The organism is Salmonella sp. NW722 (assembly GCF_051702785.1).
GTDB classification, from domain to species: Bacteria; Pseudomonadota; Gammaproteobacteria; order Enterobacterales; family Enterobacteriaceae; genus Salmonella; species Salmonella enterica.
In genome coordinates, this window is sequence record NZ_JAMMIN010000015.1 from 15,530 (window position 1) to 32,382 (window position 16,853).

At 50.9% G+C, this 16,853-nt stretch carries 13 protein-coding genes and 1 pseudogene; 3 read left to right on the forward strand and 11 right to left on the reverse strand.

Features of this window, described 5'->3' with window-relative positions:
* Nucleotide 1: 1 nt before the first annotated feature.
* Both thiG and thiH read left to right on the forward strand, forming a co-directional pair.
* Complete coding sequence (thiG, locus tag NA330_RS22640; RefSeq protein ID WP_000944074.1) at nt 2-772, forward strand: thiazole synthase; 771 nt, start codon at nt 2-4, stop codon at nt 770-772.
* Nucleotides 769-1,902: a 2-iminoacetate synthase ThiH gene (gene thiH, locus NA330_RS22645; RefSeq protein WP_023241981.1), complete on the forward strand. Its 1,134-nt coding sequence runs from the start codon at nt 769-771 to the stop codon at nt 1,900-1,902. The genes thiG and thiH overlap by 4 nt, the downstream gene beginning before the upstream one ends.
* A 220-nt stretch (nt 1,903-2,122) precedes the next feature.
* Here the strand turns inward: thiH and NA330_RS22650 are convergent, their stop codons facing one another.
* On the reverse strand, nt 2,123-3,151 hold the full coding sequence (locus NA330_RS22650; RefSeq protein WP_023241980.1) for a type III secretion system effector arginine glycosyltransferase SseK1: 1,029 nt from the start codon (nt 3,149-3,151) through the stop codon (nt 2,123-2,125).
* 380 nt (nt 3,152-3,531) lie between these two features.
* Between NA330_RS22650 and NA330_RS22655 the strand changes: the two genes are divergently transcribed.
* Nucleotides 3,532-3,876, forward strand: a complete 345-nt coding sequence (locus NA330_RS22655) for a hypothetical protein (RefSeq protein ID WP_031607598.1) — start codon at nt 3,532-3,534, stop codon at nt 3,874-3,876.
* 1 nt (nt 3,877) lies between these two features.
* Here the strand turns inward: NA330_RS22655 and NA330_RS22660 are convergent, their stop codons facing one another.
* The 10 genes and pseudogenes from NA330_RS22660 to tuf all read right to left on the reverse strand — a co-directional run.
* Complete coding sequence (locus tag NA330_RS22660) at nt 3,878-4,204, reverse strand: hypothetical protein (RefSeq protein WP_077910706.1); 327 nt, start codon at nt 4,202-4,204, stop codon at nt 3,878-3,880.
* A 41-nt stretch (nt 4,205-4,245) separates the two neighbouring features.
* Complete coding sequence (rpoC, locus tag NA330_RS22665) at nt 4,246-8,469, reverse strand: DNA-directed RNA polymerase subunit beta' (protein WP_000653965.1); 4,224 nt, start codon at nt 8,467-8,469, stop codon at nt 4,246-4,248.
* 76 nt (nt 8,470-8,545) lie between these two features.
* Nucleotides 8,546-12,574: a DNA-directed RNA polymerase subunit beta gene (rpoB, locus tag NA330_RS22670; RefSeq protein WP_000263105.1), complete on the reverse strand. Its 4,029-nt coding sequence runs from the start codon at nt 12,572-12,574 to the stop codon at nt 8,546-8,548.
* Between the two features lie 317 nt (nt 12,575-12,891).
* Nucleotides 12,892-13,257, reverse strand: coding sequence for a 50S ribosomal protein L7/L12 (gene rplL, locus NA330_RS22675; protein ID WP_000028882.1), 366 nt, complete (start codon nt 13,255-13,257; stop codon nt 12,892-12,894).
* Between the two features lie 66 nt (nt 13,258-13,323).
* Entirely contained in the window at nt 13,324-13,821 is a 498-nt protein-coding gene (rplJ, locus tag NA330_RS22680; protein WP_001207203.1) for a 50S ribosomal protein L10, read from the reverse strand.
* A gap of 419 nt (nt 13,822-14,240) precedes the next feature.
* On the reverse strand, nt 14,241-14,945 hold the full coding sequence (gene rplA, locus NA330_RS22685) for a 50S ribosomal protein L1 (protein WP_023241979.1): 705 nt from the start codon (nt 14,943-14,945) through the stop codon (nt 14,241-14,243).
* Nucleotides 14,946-14,948: 3 nt separating this feature from the next.
* Entirely contained in the window at nt 14,949-15,377 is a 429-nt protein-coding gene (gene rplK / locus NA330_RS22690) for a 50S ribosomal protein L11 (protein ID WP_001085926.1), read from the reverse strand.
* 157 nt (nt 15,378-15,534) lie between these two features.
* Nucleotides 15,535-16,080, reverse strand: coding sequence for a transcription termination/antitermination protein NusG (gene nusG, locus NA330_RS22695; protein ID WP_001287521.1), 546 nt, complete (start codon nt 16,078-16,080; stop codon nt 15,535-15,537).
* 1 nt (nt 16,081) lies between these two features.
* Nucleotides 16,082-16,465 (reverse strand): preprotein translocase subunit SecE, encoded by a 384-nt coding sequence (gene secE / locus NA330_RS22700; protein ID WP_001275691.1) that lies wholly within the window; start codon nt 16,463-16,465, stop codon nt 16,082-16,084.
* A gap of 229 nt (nt 16,466-16,694) precedes the next feature.
* A pseudogene (gene tuf / locus NA330_RS22705) lies at nt 16,695-16,853 on the reverse strand (elongation factor Tu); the annotation flags it as partial.

Here is a 16,853-nt window from a genome sequence, read left to right on the forward strand (position 1 = left end):
GATGTTACGTATTGCCGACAAAACGTTTGATTCACATCTGTTCACCGGTACCGGGAAGTTTGCCTCATCGCAACTGATGGTCGAGGCGATTCGCGCCTCCGGCAGCCAGTTGGTGACGCTGGCGATGAAGCGCGTGGACCTGCGCCAGCACAATGATGCGATTCTGGCACCGCTGATTGAAGCGGGCGTCACGCTGCTGCCCAATACCTCCGGGGCGAAAACCGCCGAAGAGGCGATCTTCGCCGCCCAGCTAGCGCGTGAAGCGCTGGGCACCCATTGGTTGAAATTAGAAATCCATCCGGATGCCCGCTGGCTATTGCCGGATCCGATCGAAACGCTAAAAGCCGCCGAGGCGCTGGTGAAGCAGGGTTTTGTGGTGCTGCCCTACTGCGGCGCGGATCCGGTGTTGTGCAAGCGGCTGGAAGAGGTCGGCTGCGCGGCGGTGATGCCGCTTGGCGCGCCTATCGGTTCGAATCAGGGGCTGGAAACCAAAGCGATGCTGGAGATTATTATTCAGCAGTCCACCGTGCCGGTGGTGGTTGACGCCGGGATCGGCGTGCCCAGCCATGCCGCTCAAGCGCTGGAAATGGGCGCTGATGCGGTGCTGGTTAACACCGCTATTGCCGTGGCGGACGATCCGGTGATGATGGCAACCGCTTTCCGCCTGGCTGTAGAAGCGGGAGTACTGGCGCGGCAGGCTGTGCCGGGGAATCGTAGCACCTACGCCAGCGCCACCAGCCCGCTCACCGGGTTTCTGGAGGCGTTAGCATGAAAACCTTCACCGACCGATGGCGGCTGCTGGAGTGGGACGACATTCGTCTGCGCATCAACGGTAAAACCGCCGCCGATGTGGAGCGGGCGCTGAATGCTTCACGCCTCAACCGCGAGGATATGATGGCGTTACTTTCCCCCGCTGCCGCCGATTATCTTGAGCCGCTGGCGCAGCGGGCACAAAGGCTGACTCGCCAGCGCTTTGGCAATACCGTCAGCTTTTACGTGCCGCTCTATCTCTCAAACCTCTGCGCCAATGACTGTACCTACTGCGGTTTTTCGATGAGCAACCGCATTAAGCGTAAAACGCTGGATGAGGTGGATATTCAAAGGGAGTGCGATGCTATCCGTAAACTGGGCTTTGAGCATCTGCTGTTAGTCACCGGCGAACATCAGGCCAAAGTCGGCATGGACTATTTTCGCCGTCATTTACCCACCATCCGCCGTCAATTTTCCTCTTTACAGATGGAAGTCCAGCCCTTGTCGCAAGAAAACTATGCGGAGCTCAAAACACTGGGGATCGATGGCGTGATGGTTTATCAGGAGACTTATCATGAGGCAATCTATGCACAGCATCACCTGAAGGGAAAGAAACAGGACTTTTTCTGGCGGCTGGAAACGCCGGATCGGTTAGGCCGGGCAGGTATCGACAAAATCGGTCTTGGCGCGCTAATTGGTCTGTCGGACAACTGGCGGGTGGATTGCTATATGGTGGCGGAGCATCTGTTGTGGATGCAGAAACACTACTGGCAGAGTCGCTATTCTGTTTCCTTCCCGCGTCTGCGTCCGTGTACTGGCGGTGTGGAACCCGCATCTGTGATGGATGAAAAGCAACTGGTGCAAACGATTTGCGCTTTCCGGTTATTGGCACCGGAAATTGAATTATCACTCTCCACCCGCGAATCGCCGTGGTTTCGAGACCATGTGATTCCTCTGGCAATCAACAACGTCAGCGCCTTCTCAAAAACGCAGCCCGGCGGCTACGCTGACGATCATCCGGAACTTGAGCAGTTTTCTCCCCACGATGCCCGTCGGCCTGAAACCGTAGCAAGCGCGTTAAGCGCGCAAGGATTGCAGCCCGTCTGGAAAGACTGGGACAGTTGGCTGGGGCGCGCTTCGCAAATGCGGTGAACCCGTATATAAACGCATTAGTATTTCACAAGCGAGTACGTAATGTGAAAAACGGGAGATTGTTATCGACCTCCCGTTTTTTTATGTCCGTTCTGAACAGCACTGCGATTTTAAAGCTGGTTGTAGTAGAGAAAACTGAGCAACAAATATTTTTTCGCGGAAATTTGATAGTTTATGTCAATATTTTATGTATTCAATAGCATGATTATTGCCATTTCCACTACTGCACATGCCTCGCCCATGAACTTTGCGTAAACTGACTGGTATTCATTATAATGTTATCATGCTTAAACTCAATAAAATCGCAAAAAGAATTATAATCTTCATTTAAAGAATAATTAAAATGTTTTCTAATTCCATTACATACACCATCGGAATAGGGATCAGCATCAAATTTAGTATGCATTATTTCCAATCCAGCAAGTAAAGCCGGGTGGTTATTGCGATCAACAGCTATTATCCCGTTTTCCATAGAAGCACGGCCATCTATCCTTTCTACATGAACAGCGATTCCATCCGGAATATATATACCCCCCAATTTTTCCGTGATAATCATATCAGCATCGAGATATATACACCCACTATTTGTTGATAAATCATAACACCCAACCTTATCCGCCTCCAGGAATAACTGACCAGCCTTTAACATAGCCATATTCCTGTAAAAATCAAACCATACATGGCCTTTATCCAGTAAGTAAGATTTAATTAATGAATCATTATCCTCTTGAATATCACTCAATTCTTTTTTCAATAGCTGCAGTAAATGACAATCCCTTTTTTCTTCTGGCATGGACTCTTGCTTAGAAATATTTTCCATATAAATTTCTGATAATTTTTTATCGTACATGCTAAAGTCAATATCATTTCTATATATGACTTTTATGTTTTCATAGTCATACTCAAGTTTTGAAAAAGCATCCTTTTGTCCCGGGAAAAAATCACCATCTACAAAAATACCTATAAGACGTTCTTTTTCAATTGTTGCTGCTTTAATGATATTGTTAAGGTAGGGGTTTTTCTCTGTGTTAATTATAGGTATATCATTTTTCCCAAAGCGAGCAGGATTCCGCTCAAACCACTGGAAAAGAAGAGGGGTTTTCTCATCTAAAAAGCACAAGGGATAATTTTTTCCATTAAAACTTGTAAACTGAATGTCCCTGTCGGTAACAGTTTTAACCAATTCATTTTTTGAAAGCGCGGGAACATATCTATTTAATGGTGGGATCATAACAATTAAATGCTCCATACTTACTTCATTACATATTTTACATGATGATTATTAGCACATGTTTTTTAGCGTTGCAATCGCTGTCAGCTAAAAGATGTTAAACTAAGCATTAACCGATGGATACATAAATATCCTACTAGTGAGCAATTAAATAAATAATTTATTAACTTTATTTTTATTCCACAAATGGCATCATATTTATAATTCCTGTAATAAGAGCAAACAAAGACCTTAATGGAATTAAATACTCCATTTAATGATTTAAAATTTCCCGCGTAAACAACCAATAAAACAGGTTTATCATTTAATGTATGAACAGCAGGCATTTTATAATGGCGGGCCAATAGACTTTAATAACTTAGATTTATGGGATAAATTTAAAGTCACATTTGGATTCAATGTTACAGAAAAAACCAAACCCAATGGTAAAAAATTTCAATTTTGAGTATTGTGGATTCTCTACTTTTATTACGCCGGTTGATGGCGTTGACGGGATTTTAGCAAAGTGGTTCTCAAACAAACATAATGTAATTGTCCCAACGCCTTATACATTCGGTCAGGACCCCATTCCTGGCGTCAATCTTTATCGTAATACAAAAGCAAAATTTGTTATGGCTAACGGCGGTAATAGTCTTCCCTGTGCGATGGCAAAATATAACGCAAAAACTGGACAATTTATTCATATAACCAGTGATAGTGAGTTTTCACCAATAATACGAGAAACAAGAGTCATAAAAAAATAATTCATTTATTCATTAAATTTATAATTACAGATAAAATCAAGAGCCAGCATGGCATTGAAAAATAAAATACGGCTTTTTTATCCGCGCTGATTTTGACTCGAAGAAGAATAACGGTGGCGACAATAATAATAAGACAATAAATAAATATAAGTAATGATTTATGGTGAAGTATATATAACGATAGAAACAATAAAAAAGCGGACAGAACGTTTGAAATGGTTATCTTTTTTGTAAATACCAAAAGACTAAACATTAAATAGATTAATGAAATAATCGCTGGCATTTTCTTTCCTTGTAGGCAAGCGACCCGGAATTCGGTATCCAGCATGAAGCTGGTGGAGGGATAAATACCCCTCCACCATTTAACGATTACTCGTTATCAGAACCGCCCAGACCTGCGTTCAGCAGTTCTGCCAGGCTGGCAGATGCATCTTCCGCAGTGACCTGCGGTGTTGCTGGCTGCTCGCCCGCGGCGCGACGGCGCATACGATCCTGGTGGTACGCATAACCGGTACCGGCCGGAATCAGACGACCCACGATAACGTTCTCTTTCAGGCCGCGCAGTTCGTCGCGTTTGCCCGCAACGGCTGCTTCGGTCAGGACACGCGTGGTCTCCTGGAACGATGCGGCAGAGATGAACGATTCGGTTGCCAGAGACGCTTTGGTGATACCCAGCAGATCGCGGGAGAAGGTAGCCCCCACTTTGCCGTTCGCTTCCAGCTCGCGGTTAGCGATCTTGACGCGAGAGTATTCAACCTGTTCGCCTTCCAGGAAGTCGGAACTACCGGCGCTTTCGATGGTCGCTTTACGCAGCATCTGACGAACGATAACTTCGATGTGTTTATCGTTAATCTTAACGCCCTGCAGACGGTATACATCCTGAACTTCGTTAACAATGTAACGCGTCACAGCATGAACGCCACGCAGACGCAGAATGTCGTGCGGCGCTTCCGGACCATCGGAAATCACATCACCACGTTCTACACGTTCACCTTCGAACACGTTGAGCTGACGCCATTTCGGAATCATCTCTTCGTACGGGTCACTACCATCAACCGGCGTAATCACCAGACGACGTTTGCCTTTGGTTTCTTTACCGAAGGAAACGATACCTGCGATTTCAGCAAGGATTGCCGGTTCTTTCGGACGACGCGCTTCGAACAGATCCGCAACGCGCGGCAGACCACCGGTGATATCCTTGGTACCGCCGGATTCCTGCGGAATACGCGCCAGGGTGTCACCAGAACTGATCTGTACGCCATCTTCCAGCTGTACAATCGCTTTACCCGGCAGGAAGTACTGCGCAGGCATATCGGTACCCGGGATCAGAACGTCATTACCCTGAGCATCAACGATTTTCAGCGCCGGACGCAGATCTTTACCACCGGTAGTACGTTCAGCCGAATCCAGAACCACCAGCGAAGACAGACCGGTCAGTTCGTCGGTCTGACGCGTAATGGTCTGACCGTCGATCATGTCAGTGAAGCGGATGAAACCACTCACTTCGGTGATAACCGGCATGGTGTGCGGGTCCCAGTTTGCCACGGTTTCGCCGCCGGCAACCTGCTCGCCATCACCTTTCGCCATGACAGCGCCATAAGGCACTTTATAGCTCTCTTTGGTACGACCGAATTCGTCGATCAGCTTCAGTTCGGTGTTACGAGAAGTGATAACCAGTTTACCGCTGGAGTTCACAACCGACTTCACGTTGCTGAGCTTGATGCTACCTTTATTTTTCACCTGGATGCTGGATTCAGCAGCCGCACGCGATGCCGCACCACCGATGTGGAACGTACGCATCGTCAGCTGTGTACCCGGTTCACCGATGGACTGTGCTGCGATAACGCCGATAGCTTCACCTTTGTTGATGATGTGGCCACGCGCCAGGTCACGACCATAGCAGTGCGCACATACACCAAAGTCGGTGTCGCAGGATACAACGGAACGCACTTTAACGGCGTCAACGGAGTTTGCTTCCAGCAGGTCACACCACTGTTCGTGCAGCAGCGTGTTGCGTGGAACCAGAATGTCCGCAGTACCCGGTTTCAGCACATCTTCCGCCGTCACACGACCAAGAACGCGGTCACGCAGCGGCTCTTTCACGTCGCCACCCTCGATAACTGGGGTCATCAGGATACCTTCGTGCGTACCACAGTCATCTTCGGTCACCACCAGATCCTGCGCGACGTCAACCAGACGACGGGTCAGATAACCGGAGTTCGCGGTTTTCAGTGCGGTATCCGCCAAACCTTTACGCGCACCGTGGGTGGAGATGAAGTACTGGAGTACGTTCAGACCTTCACGGAAGTTCGCGGTGATTGGCGTTTCGATGATGGAGCCATCCGGCTTCGCCATCAGACCACGCATACCAGCCAGCTGACGAATCTGTGCCGCAGAACCACGCGCACCGGAGTCGGCCATCATGTAGATGCTGTTGAAGGAAACCTGCTGCTCTTCCTGGCCGTCACGGTTAATCACGGTTTCGGTTTGCAGGTTATCCATCATCGCTTTGGATACACGATCGTTTGCCGCAGCCCAGATATCGATAACTTTGTTATAGCGTTCGCCAGCGGTTACCAGACCGGACTGGAACTGCTCCTGGATCTCAGCAACTTCAGCTTCCGCTTCAGAAATGATCTCGTGTTTTTTCTCCGGGATGACCATGTCATCAATACCAACGGACGCACCTGAACGCGCTGCATAAGCAAAGCCGGTGTACATCGTCTGGTCCGCAAAAATAACGGTCGGTTTCAGGCCCAGAATACGGTAGCAAGTGTTCAGCATTTTGGAGATCGCTTTCTTGCCCAGCGCCTGGTTGACGATGGAGAAAGGCAGACCTTTCGGTACGATCATCCACAGAATGGCGCGACCAACGGTCGTGTCTTTCAGGCTGGTGTGCGCAACGAATTCGCCGTTTTCATCTTTTTCATATTCAGTGATACGCACTTTAACGCGCGCATGCAGAGAGGCCAGACCTGCGCGATAGATACGCTCAGCTTCTTTCGGGCCAGTCAGCACCATGCCTTCGCCTTTGGCGTTAACACAGTCACGGGTCATGTAGTACAGACCCAATACCACGTCCTGAGACGGAACGATGATAGGTTCGCCGTTCGCCGGAGACAGGATGTTGTTGGTAGACATCATCAGCGCACGCGCTTCAAGCTGGGCTTCCAGCGTCAGCGGTACGTGAACAGCCATCTGGTCACCATCGAAGTCGGCGTTATAGGCCGCACAAACCAGCGGGTGCAGCTGGATAGCTTTACCTTCGATCAGTACCGGTTCAAATGCCTGGATACCCAGACGGTGCAGAGTCGGCGCACGGTTCAGCAGTACCGGGTGTTCGCGGATCACTTCGTCCAGGATATCCCAAACGACAGCTTCTTCACGCTCAACCATTTTCTTCGCGGCTTTGATGGTGGTGGCCAGGCCACGCAGTTCCAGCTTGCCGTAGATGAACGGTTTGAACAGCTCCAGCGCCATTTTCTTCGGCAGACCGCACTGGTGCAGACGCAGGTATGGACCTACGGTGATAACAGAACGACCGGAGTAGTCAACACGCTTACCGAGCAGGTTCTGACGGAAACGACCTTGTTTACCTTTGATCATGTCGGCCAAAGATTTCAGAGGACGCTTGTTAGAACCGGTGATCGCACGACCGCGACGACCGTTATCCAGCAGGGCGTCAACCGCTTCCTGCAGCATACGTTTTTCGTTACGTACGATGATGTCCGGCGCAGCCAGATCCAGCAGACGCTTCAGACGGTTGTTACGGTTAATGACGCGACGATACAGATCGTTCAGGTCAGAAGTCGCGAAACGACCACCATCCAGCGGAACCAGCGGACGCAGATCTGGCGGCAGAACCGGCAGAACGGTCAGGATCATCCACTCTGGCTTGTTGCCAGACTGTACGAAGGCTTCCAGCAGTTTGATACGCTTGGTCAGCTTCTTACGCTTGGTTTCGGAGTTGGTTTCGTTCAGCTCTTCGCGCAGAGTTTCACACTCTTGCTCCAGATCCATGCTCTTCAGCAGGGCCTGGATAGCTTCCGCACCCATCTTCGCGTCGAATTCGTCACCGAACTCTTCCAGCGCGTCCAGATACTGCTCTTCAGTCAGGATCTGTTGACGTTCCAGGTTGGTCATACCGCCTTCGATAACCACATAAGATTCGAAGTACAGTACGCGTTCGATATCGCGCAGCGGCATATCGAGCAGCAGACCGATACGGGACGGCAGCGATTTCAGGAACCAGATGTGAGCAGTCGGGGACGCCAGCTCGATGTGGCCCATACGCTCACGGCGTACTTTGGTCTGGGTCACTTCAACGCCGCACTTCTCACAAATAACACCACGGTGTTTCAGGCGCTTGTATTTACCGCACAGGCACTCGTAGTCTTTTACCGGCCCAAAGATACGGGCGCAGAAAAGGCCGTCACGCTCAGGTTTGAACGTACGGTAGTTGATGGTTTCCGGCTTTTTAACTTCACCGAAAGACCATGAACGGATCATGTCTGGCGAAGCCAGAGCAATTTTGATCGCATCAAACTCTTCGGTTTTAGTCTGCGCTTTCAGAAACTTTAATAAATCTTTCACGGATTTGCTCCCGTCGGAGTTAGCACAATCTGGTGTCGGGTTTTACCCCGACACCAGTGACCTGTTTGAGCGAGAATTACTCGTCTTCCAGTTCGATGTTGATGCCCAGCGAGCGGATCTCTTTCAACAGAACGTTGAAGGATTCCGGCATACCCGGTTCCATCTGATGGTTGCCGTCCACGATGTTCTTATACATCTTGGTACGACCGTTCACGTCATCAGACTTAACGGTGAGCATTTCCTGCAGGGTGTAGGCGGCGCCGTAAGCTTCCAGCGCCCACACTTCCATCTCCCCGAAGCGCTGACCACCGAACTGCGCCTTACCACCCAGCGGCTGCTGAGTAACCAGGCTGTAAGAACCGGTAGAACGCGCATGCATCTTGTCATCAACCAGGTGGTTCAGTTTCAGCATGTACATGTAACCTACGGTTACCGGACGCTCGAACTGTTCACCCGTACGGCCATCGAACAGGGTGATCTGACCGGAGGTCGGCAGGTCGCCCAGTTTCAGCAGCTCTTTGATTTCCGCTTCTTTCGCACCGTCGAACACTGGTGTGGCAATCGGCATACCTTTACGCAGGTTTTCTGCCAGACGCAGCACTTCATCATCGCTGAAGGTGCTCAGGTCGACTTTCTGACGAACGTCGGCGCCCAGATCGTAGGCACGCTGGATGAATTCGCGCAGTTTGGCGACTTCCTGCTGCTGTTTCAGCATGGCGTTAATCTTGTCGCCAATACCTTTTGCAGCCATACCCAGGTGGGTTTCCAGAATCTGACCGATGTTCATACGAGACGGTACGCCCAGCGGGTTCAGTACGATGTCTACCGGCGTGCCGTTTTCATCGTAAGGCATGTCTTCGATCGGGTTGATCTTAGAGATAACACCCTTGTTACCGTGACGACCTGCCATCTTATCACCCGGCTGGATACGGCGTTTAACGGCCAGATAGACCTTCACGATCTTCAGCACGCCCGGCGCCAGATCGTCGCCTTGGGTGATTTTACGGCGCTTCGCTTCAAGTTTTTTCTCGAACTCGTGTTTCAGCTCGTCATACTGCTCAGCCAGTTGTTCCAGCTGATTTTGTTTCTCTTCGTCGGTCAGACCGAGTTCCAGCCAGCGGTCGCGCGGCAGTTTGTCGAGCTTCTCAGCTTCAACGCCGCCGGAAACCAGCACCGCACGGATACGGCTAAACAGGCCCGCTTCAAGGATCTGCAGTTCTTCAGACAGGTCTTTTTTCGCCTGCTTGAGCTGCATCTCTTCGATTTCCAGAGCACGTTTGTCTTTTTCTACGCCATCGCGAGTAAAGACCTGAACGTCGATAACCGTACCGGAGACACCGTTAGGTACGCGCAGAGAAGAGTCTTTAACGTCAGACGCTTTCTCACCGAAGATCGCACGCAGCAGTTTCTCTTCCGGCGTCAGCTGCGTTTCACCTTTCGGCGTCACCTTACCGACCAGAATGTCACCGCCGGTCACTTCCGCGCCGATGTAAACGATACCGGATTCATCCAGTTTGGAGAGCGCAGCTTCACCCACGTTCGGGATATCAGCGGTGATCTCTTCCGGCCCCAGCTTGGTGTCACGGGACACGCACGCCAGTTCCTGAATGTGGATGGTGGTGAAACGGTCTTCCTGGACAACACGCTCGGATACGAGGATGGAGTCTTCGAAGTTGTAGCCGTTCCACGGCATGAACGCCACGCGCATGTTCTGACCGAGCGCCAGTTCACCGAGGTCGGTGGACGGACCGTCTGCCAGCACGTCGCCGCGTTCAACCGGCTCGCCCAGAGACACACATGGCATCTGGTTGATACAGGTGTTCTGGTTAGAGCGGGTGTATTTGGTCAGGTTATAGATGTCGATACCCGCTTCGCCCGGGTACATCTCGTCTTCGTTAACTTTGATAACGATACGGGATGCATCCACGTACTGAACAGTACCGCCACGTTTAGCTACTGCAGTAACACCGGAGTCGACGGCGACAGCACGTTCCATACCGGTACCCACCAGCGGCTTATCAGCACGCAGAGTCGGAACCGCCTGACGTTGCATGTTCGCACCCATCAATGCACGGTTGGCGTCATCGTGTTCCAGGAACGGGATCAGGGACGCACCGACGGAGACCACCTGCTGGGTGGATACGTCCATGTAGTCAACCTGGTCACGGCTGAACAAGCTGGATTCGCCTTTGCTACGGCAGGTAACCAGATCTTCTACAAAGTGGCCTTCGTCATCCAGGTTGGAGTTCGCCTGAGCGATAACGTAGTTGCCTTCTTCGATAGCAGACAGGTAATGAATTTCGTCAGTAACCACGCCATCAACCACACGACGGTACGGCGTCTCAAGGAAGCCATATTCGTTAGTCTGTGCGTACACGGACAGGGAGTTGATCAGACCGATGTTCGGACCTTCCGGCGTTTCGATAGGACATACGCGACCGTAGTGCGTCGGGTGTACGTCTCGAACTTCGAAGCCTGCGCGTTCGCGGGTCAGACCGCCTGGGCCGAGTGCGGAGATACGACGTTTGTGCGTAATCTCAGACAGCGGGTTGTTCTGGTCCATAAACTGAGACAGCTGGCTGGAACCAAAGAACTCTTTCACTGCGGCGGAAATCGGCTTGGCGTTGATCATATCCTGAGGCATCAGGGTATCCAGATCGCCCAGAGACAGACGCTCTTTCACCGCACGCTCTACACGCACCAGGCCAACGCGGAACTGGTTTTCCGCCATTTCGCCGACGGAACGGATACGACGGTTGCCGAGGTGGTCGATATCATCCACTTCGCCTTTACCGTTACGGATATCGATGAGCTTCTTCATGACATCAATGATGTCGTCTTTGCTCAGGATACCGGAACCTTCGATTTCGTCGCGCAGCAGAGAACGGTTGAACTTCATACGACCCACCGCAGACAGGTCATAGCGGTCTTCGGAGAAGAACAGGTTCTCGAACAGGCTTTCAGCCGCTTCGCGAGTCGGCGGCTCACCAGGGCGCATCATGCGGTAGATTTCTACCAGCGCGCTCAGACGATCGTTGGTTGGGTCGACGCGTACCGTTTCAGAAATGTACGGGCCGTGGTCCAGATCGTTGGTAAACAGCGTTTCGATACGCTTGTGGCCGGACTGGCTCAGTTTAGCCAGCAGATCCAAGCTCAGCTCCATGTTCGCCGCGCAGATCAGCTCGCCAGTGGATTCGTCAACGTAGTCTTTAGAGACGACTTTACCTGCGATGTACTCAACCGGAACTTCGATATGCTTGATATCGTCTTTTTCCAGCTGACGGATGTGACGCGCGGTAATGCGACGGCCTTTTTCAACGTACACTTTGCCGTTAGCTTCGATATCGAACGACGCGGTTTCGCCGCGCAGACGTTCTGGAATCAGCTCCATCTGCAGCTTGTTGTCGCGAATTTCGAAGACGACTTTCTCAAAGAACAGGTCAAGGATCTGCTCAGTGGTGTAGTTCAGCGCACGCAGGATGATGGTCGCAGGCAGTTTACGGCGACGGTCGATACGTACGAACAGGTTGTCCTTCGGATCGAATTCGAAGTCCAGCCAGGAACCACGGTAAGGAATGATGCGCGCGTTATACAGCACTTTACCCGAAGAGTGGGTTTTACCTTTGTCGGAGTCAAAGAAGACGCCCGGACTACGGTGCAGCTGAGAAACGATAACACGCTCAGTACCGTTGATAACAAAGGTACCGTTGTCGGTCATGAGCGGGATTTCGCCCATGTAGACTTCTTGTTCTTTAATGTCTTTAACGGTGCCTTCCGGCGCTTCGCGCTCGTAGATCACCAGACGCAGTTTTACGCGCAGCGGTGCGGAATAGGTCACGCCACGGATCTGACATTCCTGAACGTCAAACACCGGTTCGCCAAGGCGGTAGCTGACGTACTGCAGCTCGGAATTACCGCTGTAGCTCTGAATCGGGAACACGGAACGGAAGGCTGCTTCCAGGCCGTACTGCCCTTCAGGATCTTGCTCGATAAACTTCTGAAACGAGTCAAGCTGGATAGAAAGGAGATAAGGTACATCCAGAACTTGTGGACGTTTACCAAAATCCTTACGAATACGTTTTTTCTCGGTATAGGAGTAAACCATAGGGTTCCTCAGCTCGCTGACAAGTCGACCCATCTGTCCTGCGGGGGACAGTTTGTGCAACACTATTTTGTTGACCGGAAAATGGATACTTTCCGCAATGCCTGTTGCTATCACGCTTAAACCATTTCATTGCGATTTACACAGAACGTACGCTCTGTCGCAGTATATTAAGTCGTCGATAGAAACAAGCATTGAAAGGCACAGCAGTAGTCAAACAGTGTGAAACGCTACTGGCGCCTTACAGCGCAAAAAGGCTGGTGACTAAAAAGTCACCAGCCATCAGCCTGATTTCTCAGGCTGCAACCGGAAGGGTTGGCTTATTTAACTTCAACTTCAGCGCCAGCTTCTTCCAGAGATTTTTTCAGTGCTTCAGCGTCATCTTTGCTCACGCCTTCTTTCAGAGCGGCCGGAGCAGATTCTACCAGGTCTTTAGCTTCTTTCAGACCCAGGCCAGTTGCGCCACGTACTGCTTTGATAACAGCAACTTTGTTAGCACCAGCAGCTTTCAGAATTACGTCGAATTCAGTTTTTTCTTCAGCAGCTTCAGCCGGGCCAGCAGCTACAGCTACAGCAGCAGCAGCGGAAACACCGAATTTTTCTTCCATTGCAGAAATCAGTTCTACAACGTCCATTACGGACATAGCGGATACTGCTTCAATGATTTGATCTTTAGTGATAGACATTTAAATTGTTCCTGAATATCAGAATAAGTTTATACGTAAGCAAATGCTTGATAAAGACAACTGCGATTACGCAGCTTCTTTTGCATCGCGTACAGCAGCCAGTGTGCGAACCAGTTTGCCAGCCGAAGCTTCTTTCATGGTTGCCATCAGGCGTGCAATTGCTTCTTCGTAGGTCGGCAGAGTTGCCAGGCGGTCGATCTGAGACGCCGGGATCAGCTCACCTTCAAAGGCTGCAGCTTTGACCTCAAATTTTGCATTCGCTTTCGCGAACTCTTTGAACAGACGAGCAGCAGCGCCCGGGTGTTCCATAGAGTATGCAATCAGGGTCGGACCAACAAACGTGTCTTTCAGGCACTCGAACTGAGTACCTTCAACGACGCGACGCAGCAGGGTGTTACGAACAACACGCATGTATACGCCAGCTTCACGACCTGCTTTACGCAGTTCAGTCATTTTATCTACAGTTACGCCACGGGAATCCGCAACTACTGCAGACAGCGCGCCTTTGGCTACTTCGCTGACTTCAGCAACAATCGCTTGTTTGTCTTGAAGATTTAAAGCCATTAGCTTTGCTCCTGGATGTTTGCCGGAACTCATGTTCCGGAACTCACTTCACTCATCTCAACGAGAAGAGCGTCTTAATACGGTGAGCAGAAACAAGCCAGAGTATAAAAAATAATCTTAGCGTTCTGTCACCGTCTACGCAGGGGATTAAGCCTCTTGCGAGACGCCTGCGGTCTTCGACGGAGGCCTGGATAGGCCAGGCTCCAACGAACAAATTCTTTCTATGACTTCGTCCTTTGAACCGCAGCTGTGTTAGCTGCGCTCGTTCACACCAGTCACATAGTTAACTATGCTCCTGGCGATTCACTCACTTGCTGCCTTGCTGCAATTCAAATGACTCGCATAGTGCTCTGTTATATTTCAACAGAATCGTGGGGGTAAGATTGTAGACAAAATCACCGCCCACGTAAAGACTAATCTTAGTTCGCAGATGCGCTCAGACCAGCCTGATCAACGGCAACGCCAGCACCCATGGTGGTGGAGATGCTAACTTTCTTGATGTACACACCTTTCGCCTGGCTCGGTTTTGCTTTTTTCAGCGCAACCAGCAGAGCTTCCAGGTTTTCTTTCAGTTTGTCAGCGTCAAAGTCCACTTTACCGATGGTGGTGTGGATGATGCCGTTTTTGTCGTTACGGTAACGAACCTGACCTGCTTTAGCGTTCTTAACCGCTTCAGCAACGTTCGGAGTTACGGTACCGACTTTCGGGTTTGGCATCAGGCCGCGCGGACCCAGAACCTGGCCCAGCTGGCCAACAACGCGCATTGCATCCGGGGATGCGATAACAACGTCGAAGTTCATTTCGCCTTTCTTGATCTGGTCAGCCAGATCTTCCATACCTACCAGCTCAGCGCCAGCAGCTTTAGCTGCTTCAGCGTTCGGGCCCTGGGTAAATACGGCAACGCGAACAGAACGGCCAGTACCGTGCGGCAGTACAGTCGCGCCACGAACGTTCTGGTCAGATTTACGAGCATCGATGCCGAGGTTAACGGCAACGTCAACGCTTTCGTTGAATTTAGCAGTGGCCAGCTCTTTCAGCAGAGAGATAGCTTCGTTGATGTCGTACTGTTTAGTTGCATCAACTTTTTCACGGATCACGCGCATACGCTTGGTCAGTTTAGCCATTTCTTAGTCCTCCACTACCAGGCCCATGGAACGTGCAGTACCTTCGATGGAGCGAGTCATCGCTTCAATGTCGGCACCGGTCATGTCGGCAGCTTTGGTCTGCGCGATTTCCTGCAGCTGAGCGCGGGAAATTTTACCTACTTTGTCTTTGTTCGGCTTGCCGGAACCAGACTTGATACCAGCCGCTTTTTTCAGCAGAACAGCTGCCGGAGGCGTTTTGGTAACGAAGGTGAAAGAACGGTCAGCGTAAACGGTAATAACAACCGGAATCGGCAGACCTTTTTCGATGGAATCCGTTTTTGCGTTGAACGCTTTGCAGAATTCCATGATGTTCACACCTTGCTGACCCAGTGCTGGACCAACCGGCGGACTCGGGTTCGCCATACCAGCTGCAACCTGCAGCTTGACGTAGGCTTGTACTTTCTTAGCCATTCTAAATTCCTCGAATTGGGTAGTATCGCTTCAAAGAAGCTCCCCGTGATAAATATCGCTTTATGGGCATAAGGCCCATAAAAACAAAAGGCGCGAAATTGTATGTCAATTTCGCGCCCTATGCAACGATTAGATCGCTGCTTTTTTGATCGCAGCCTTACGCTTTCTCAACCTGGCTGAAGTCCAGCTCTACCGGGGTCGCACGACCGAAGATAGAAACAGACACTTTCAGGCGAGACTTCTCATAATCGACTTCTTCGACAACGCCGTTAAAGTCTGCGAACGGACCGTCGTTAACACGAACCATTTCACCCGGTTCAAACAGAGTTTTCGGCCGCGGCTTATCGCCAACCTGCTGCAGGCGGTTCATGATCGCATCGACTTCTTTGTCGCTGATCGGCGCCGGACGGTCAGAGGTACCGCCGATAAAGCCCATCACACGCGGCACGCTACGCACCAGGTGCCAGCTTGCGTCGTTCATGACCATCTGGACCAGAACGTAACCCGGGAAGAATTTGCGTTCGCTTTTGCGACGCTGGCCGCCACGGATCTCAACGACTTCTTCAGTCGGCACCATGACTTCGCCAAACAGCTCTTCCATATTGTGTAATTTGATATGCTCGCGCAGCGATGTGGCTACGCGGCCTTCAAAACCGGAAAACGCCTGAACGACGTACCAGCGCTTTTTAGGTGCTTCAGACATCTCAGAACCTCAGGCCAGTGATAAAGGATACCAGGCGAACCAGAATACCATCCAGTCCCCACAGGATCAGTGACATAACTGCGGTAACCGCAGCGACGATCAGCGTGGTGTGCAGCGTTTCCTGGCGAGTCGGCCAAATGACCTTACGGACTTCGGTTCTCGCTTCACGGGCAAAAGCAACGGTTGCTTTACCTTTTGTCGTCAACAGCGCGACACCACCCGCTGCAGCAATCAGAATTACTACGGCCAGCGCACGCAGCGGCAGCATCATGTCGCGATAGAGGTAGTTGCCGACGATTGCGACGATCAGCAATATGGCAACAACTATCCACTTCATCGCTTCCAGGCCGCGCCCGCTCCCTTGAGCTTCGGTATTCGCACTCATAAACCAACCTGTCAGAAGTATTCTACAAACATTTTCACCCCGCAATCGCGAGGCAATCCAAATCGAAACGCTTATTCGCCTTTCGGATTATACGCCCTCTACAGAGCCTGTCTCAGCAATGATTATGACAAATAAAATCACTGATGAGCCAGGTTCTGGTGTGAAAGCGTGCAAAAAGGGCATCAAATGATGCCCTTTTATTGCGCATTGCGTCAAATGTTATCAGCGATTAGCCGAGAACTTTAGCAACAACGCCCGCGCCAACGGTACGGCCGCCTTCACGGATTGCGAAACGCAGACCGTCGTCCATTGCGATCGGGTGGATCAGGGTAACAACCATTTTGATGTTGTCGCCCGGCATTACCATCTCTACGCCTTCCGGCAGTTC

Bases quoted from the DNA above. Each gene is read 5' to 3' on its own strand.
- secE (WP_001275691.1), bottom strand. From the start codon at position 16,465: ATGAGTGCGAATACCGAAGCTCAAGGGAGCGGGCGCGGCCTGGAAGCG.
- rpoB (WP_000263105.1), bottom strand. From the start codon at position 12,574: ATGGTTTACTCCTATACCGAGAAAAAACGTATTCGTAAGGATTTTGGT.
- rplA (WP_023241979.1), bottom strand. From the start codon at position 14,945: ATGGCTAAACTGACCAAGCGTATGCGCGTGATCCGTGAAAAAGTTGAT.
- thiG (WP_000944074.1), top strand. From the start codon at position 2: ATGTTACGTATTGCCGACAAAACGTTTGATTCACATCTGTTCACCGGT.
- rplJ (WP_001207203.1), bottom strand. From the start codon at position 13,821: ATGGCTTTAAATCTTCAAGACAAACAAGCGATTGTTGCTGAAGTCAGC.
- rplL (WP_000028882.1), bottom strand. From the start codon at position 13,257: ATGTCTATCACTAAAGATCAAATCATTGAAGCAGTATCCGCTATGTCC.
- thiH (WP_023241981.1), top strand. From the start codon at position 769: ATGAAAACCTTCACCGACCGATGGCGGCTGCTGGAGTGGGACGACATT.
- NA330_RS22650 (WP_023241980.1), bottom strand. From the start codon at position 3,151: ATGGAGCATTTAATTGTTATGATCCCACCATTAAATAGATATGTTCCC.
- NA330_RS22660 (WP_077910706.1), bottom strand. From the start codon at position 4,204: ATGCTGGATACCGAATTCCGGGTCGCTTGCCTACAAGGAAAGAAAATG.
- rplK (WP_001085926.1), bottom strand. From the start codon at position 15,377: ATGGCTAAGAAAGTACAAGCCTACGTCAAGCTGCAGGTTGCAGCTGGT.
- nusG (WP_001287521.1), bottom strand. From the start codon at position 16,080: ATGTCTGAAGCACCTAAAAAGCGCTGGTACGTCGTTCAGGCGTTTTCC.
- NA330_RS22655 (WP_031607598.1), top strand. From the start codon at position 3,532: ATGTTACAGAAAAAACCAAACCCAATGGTAAAAAATTTCAATTTTGAG.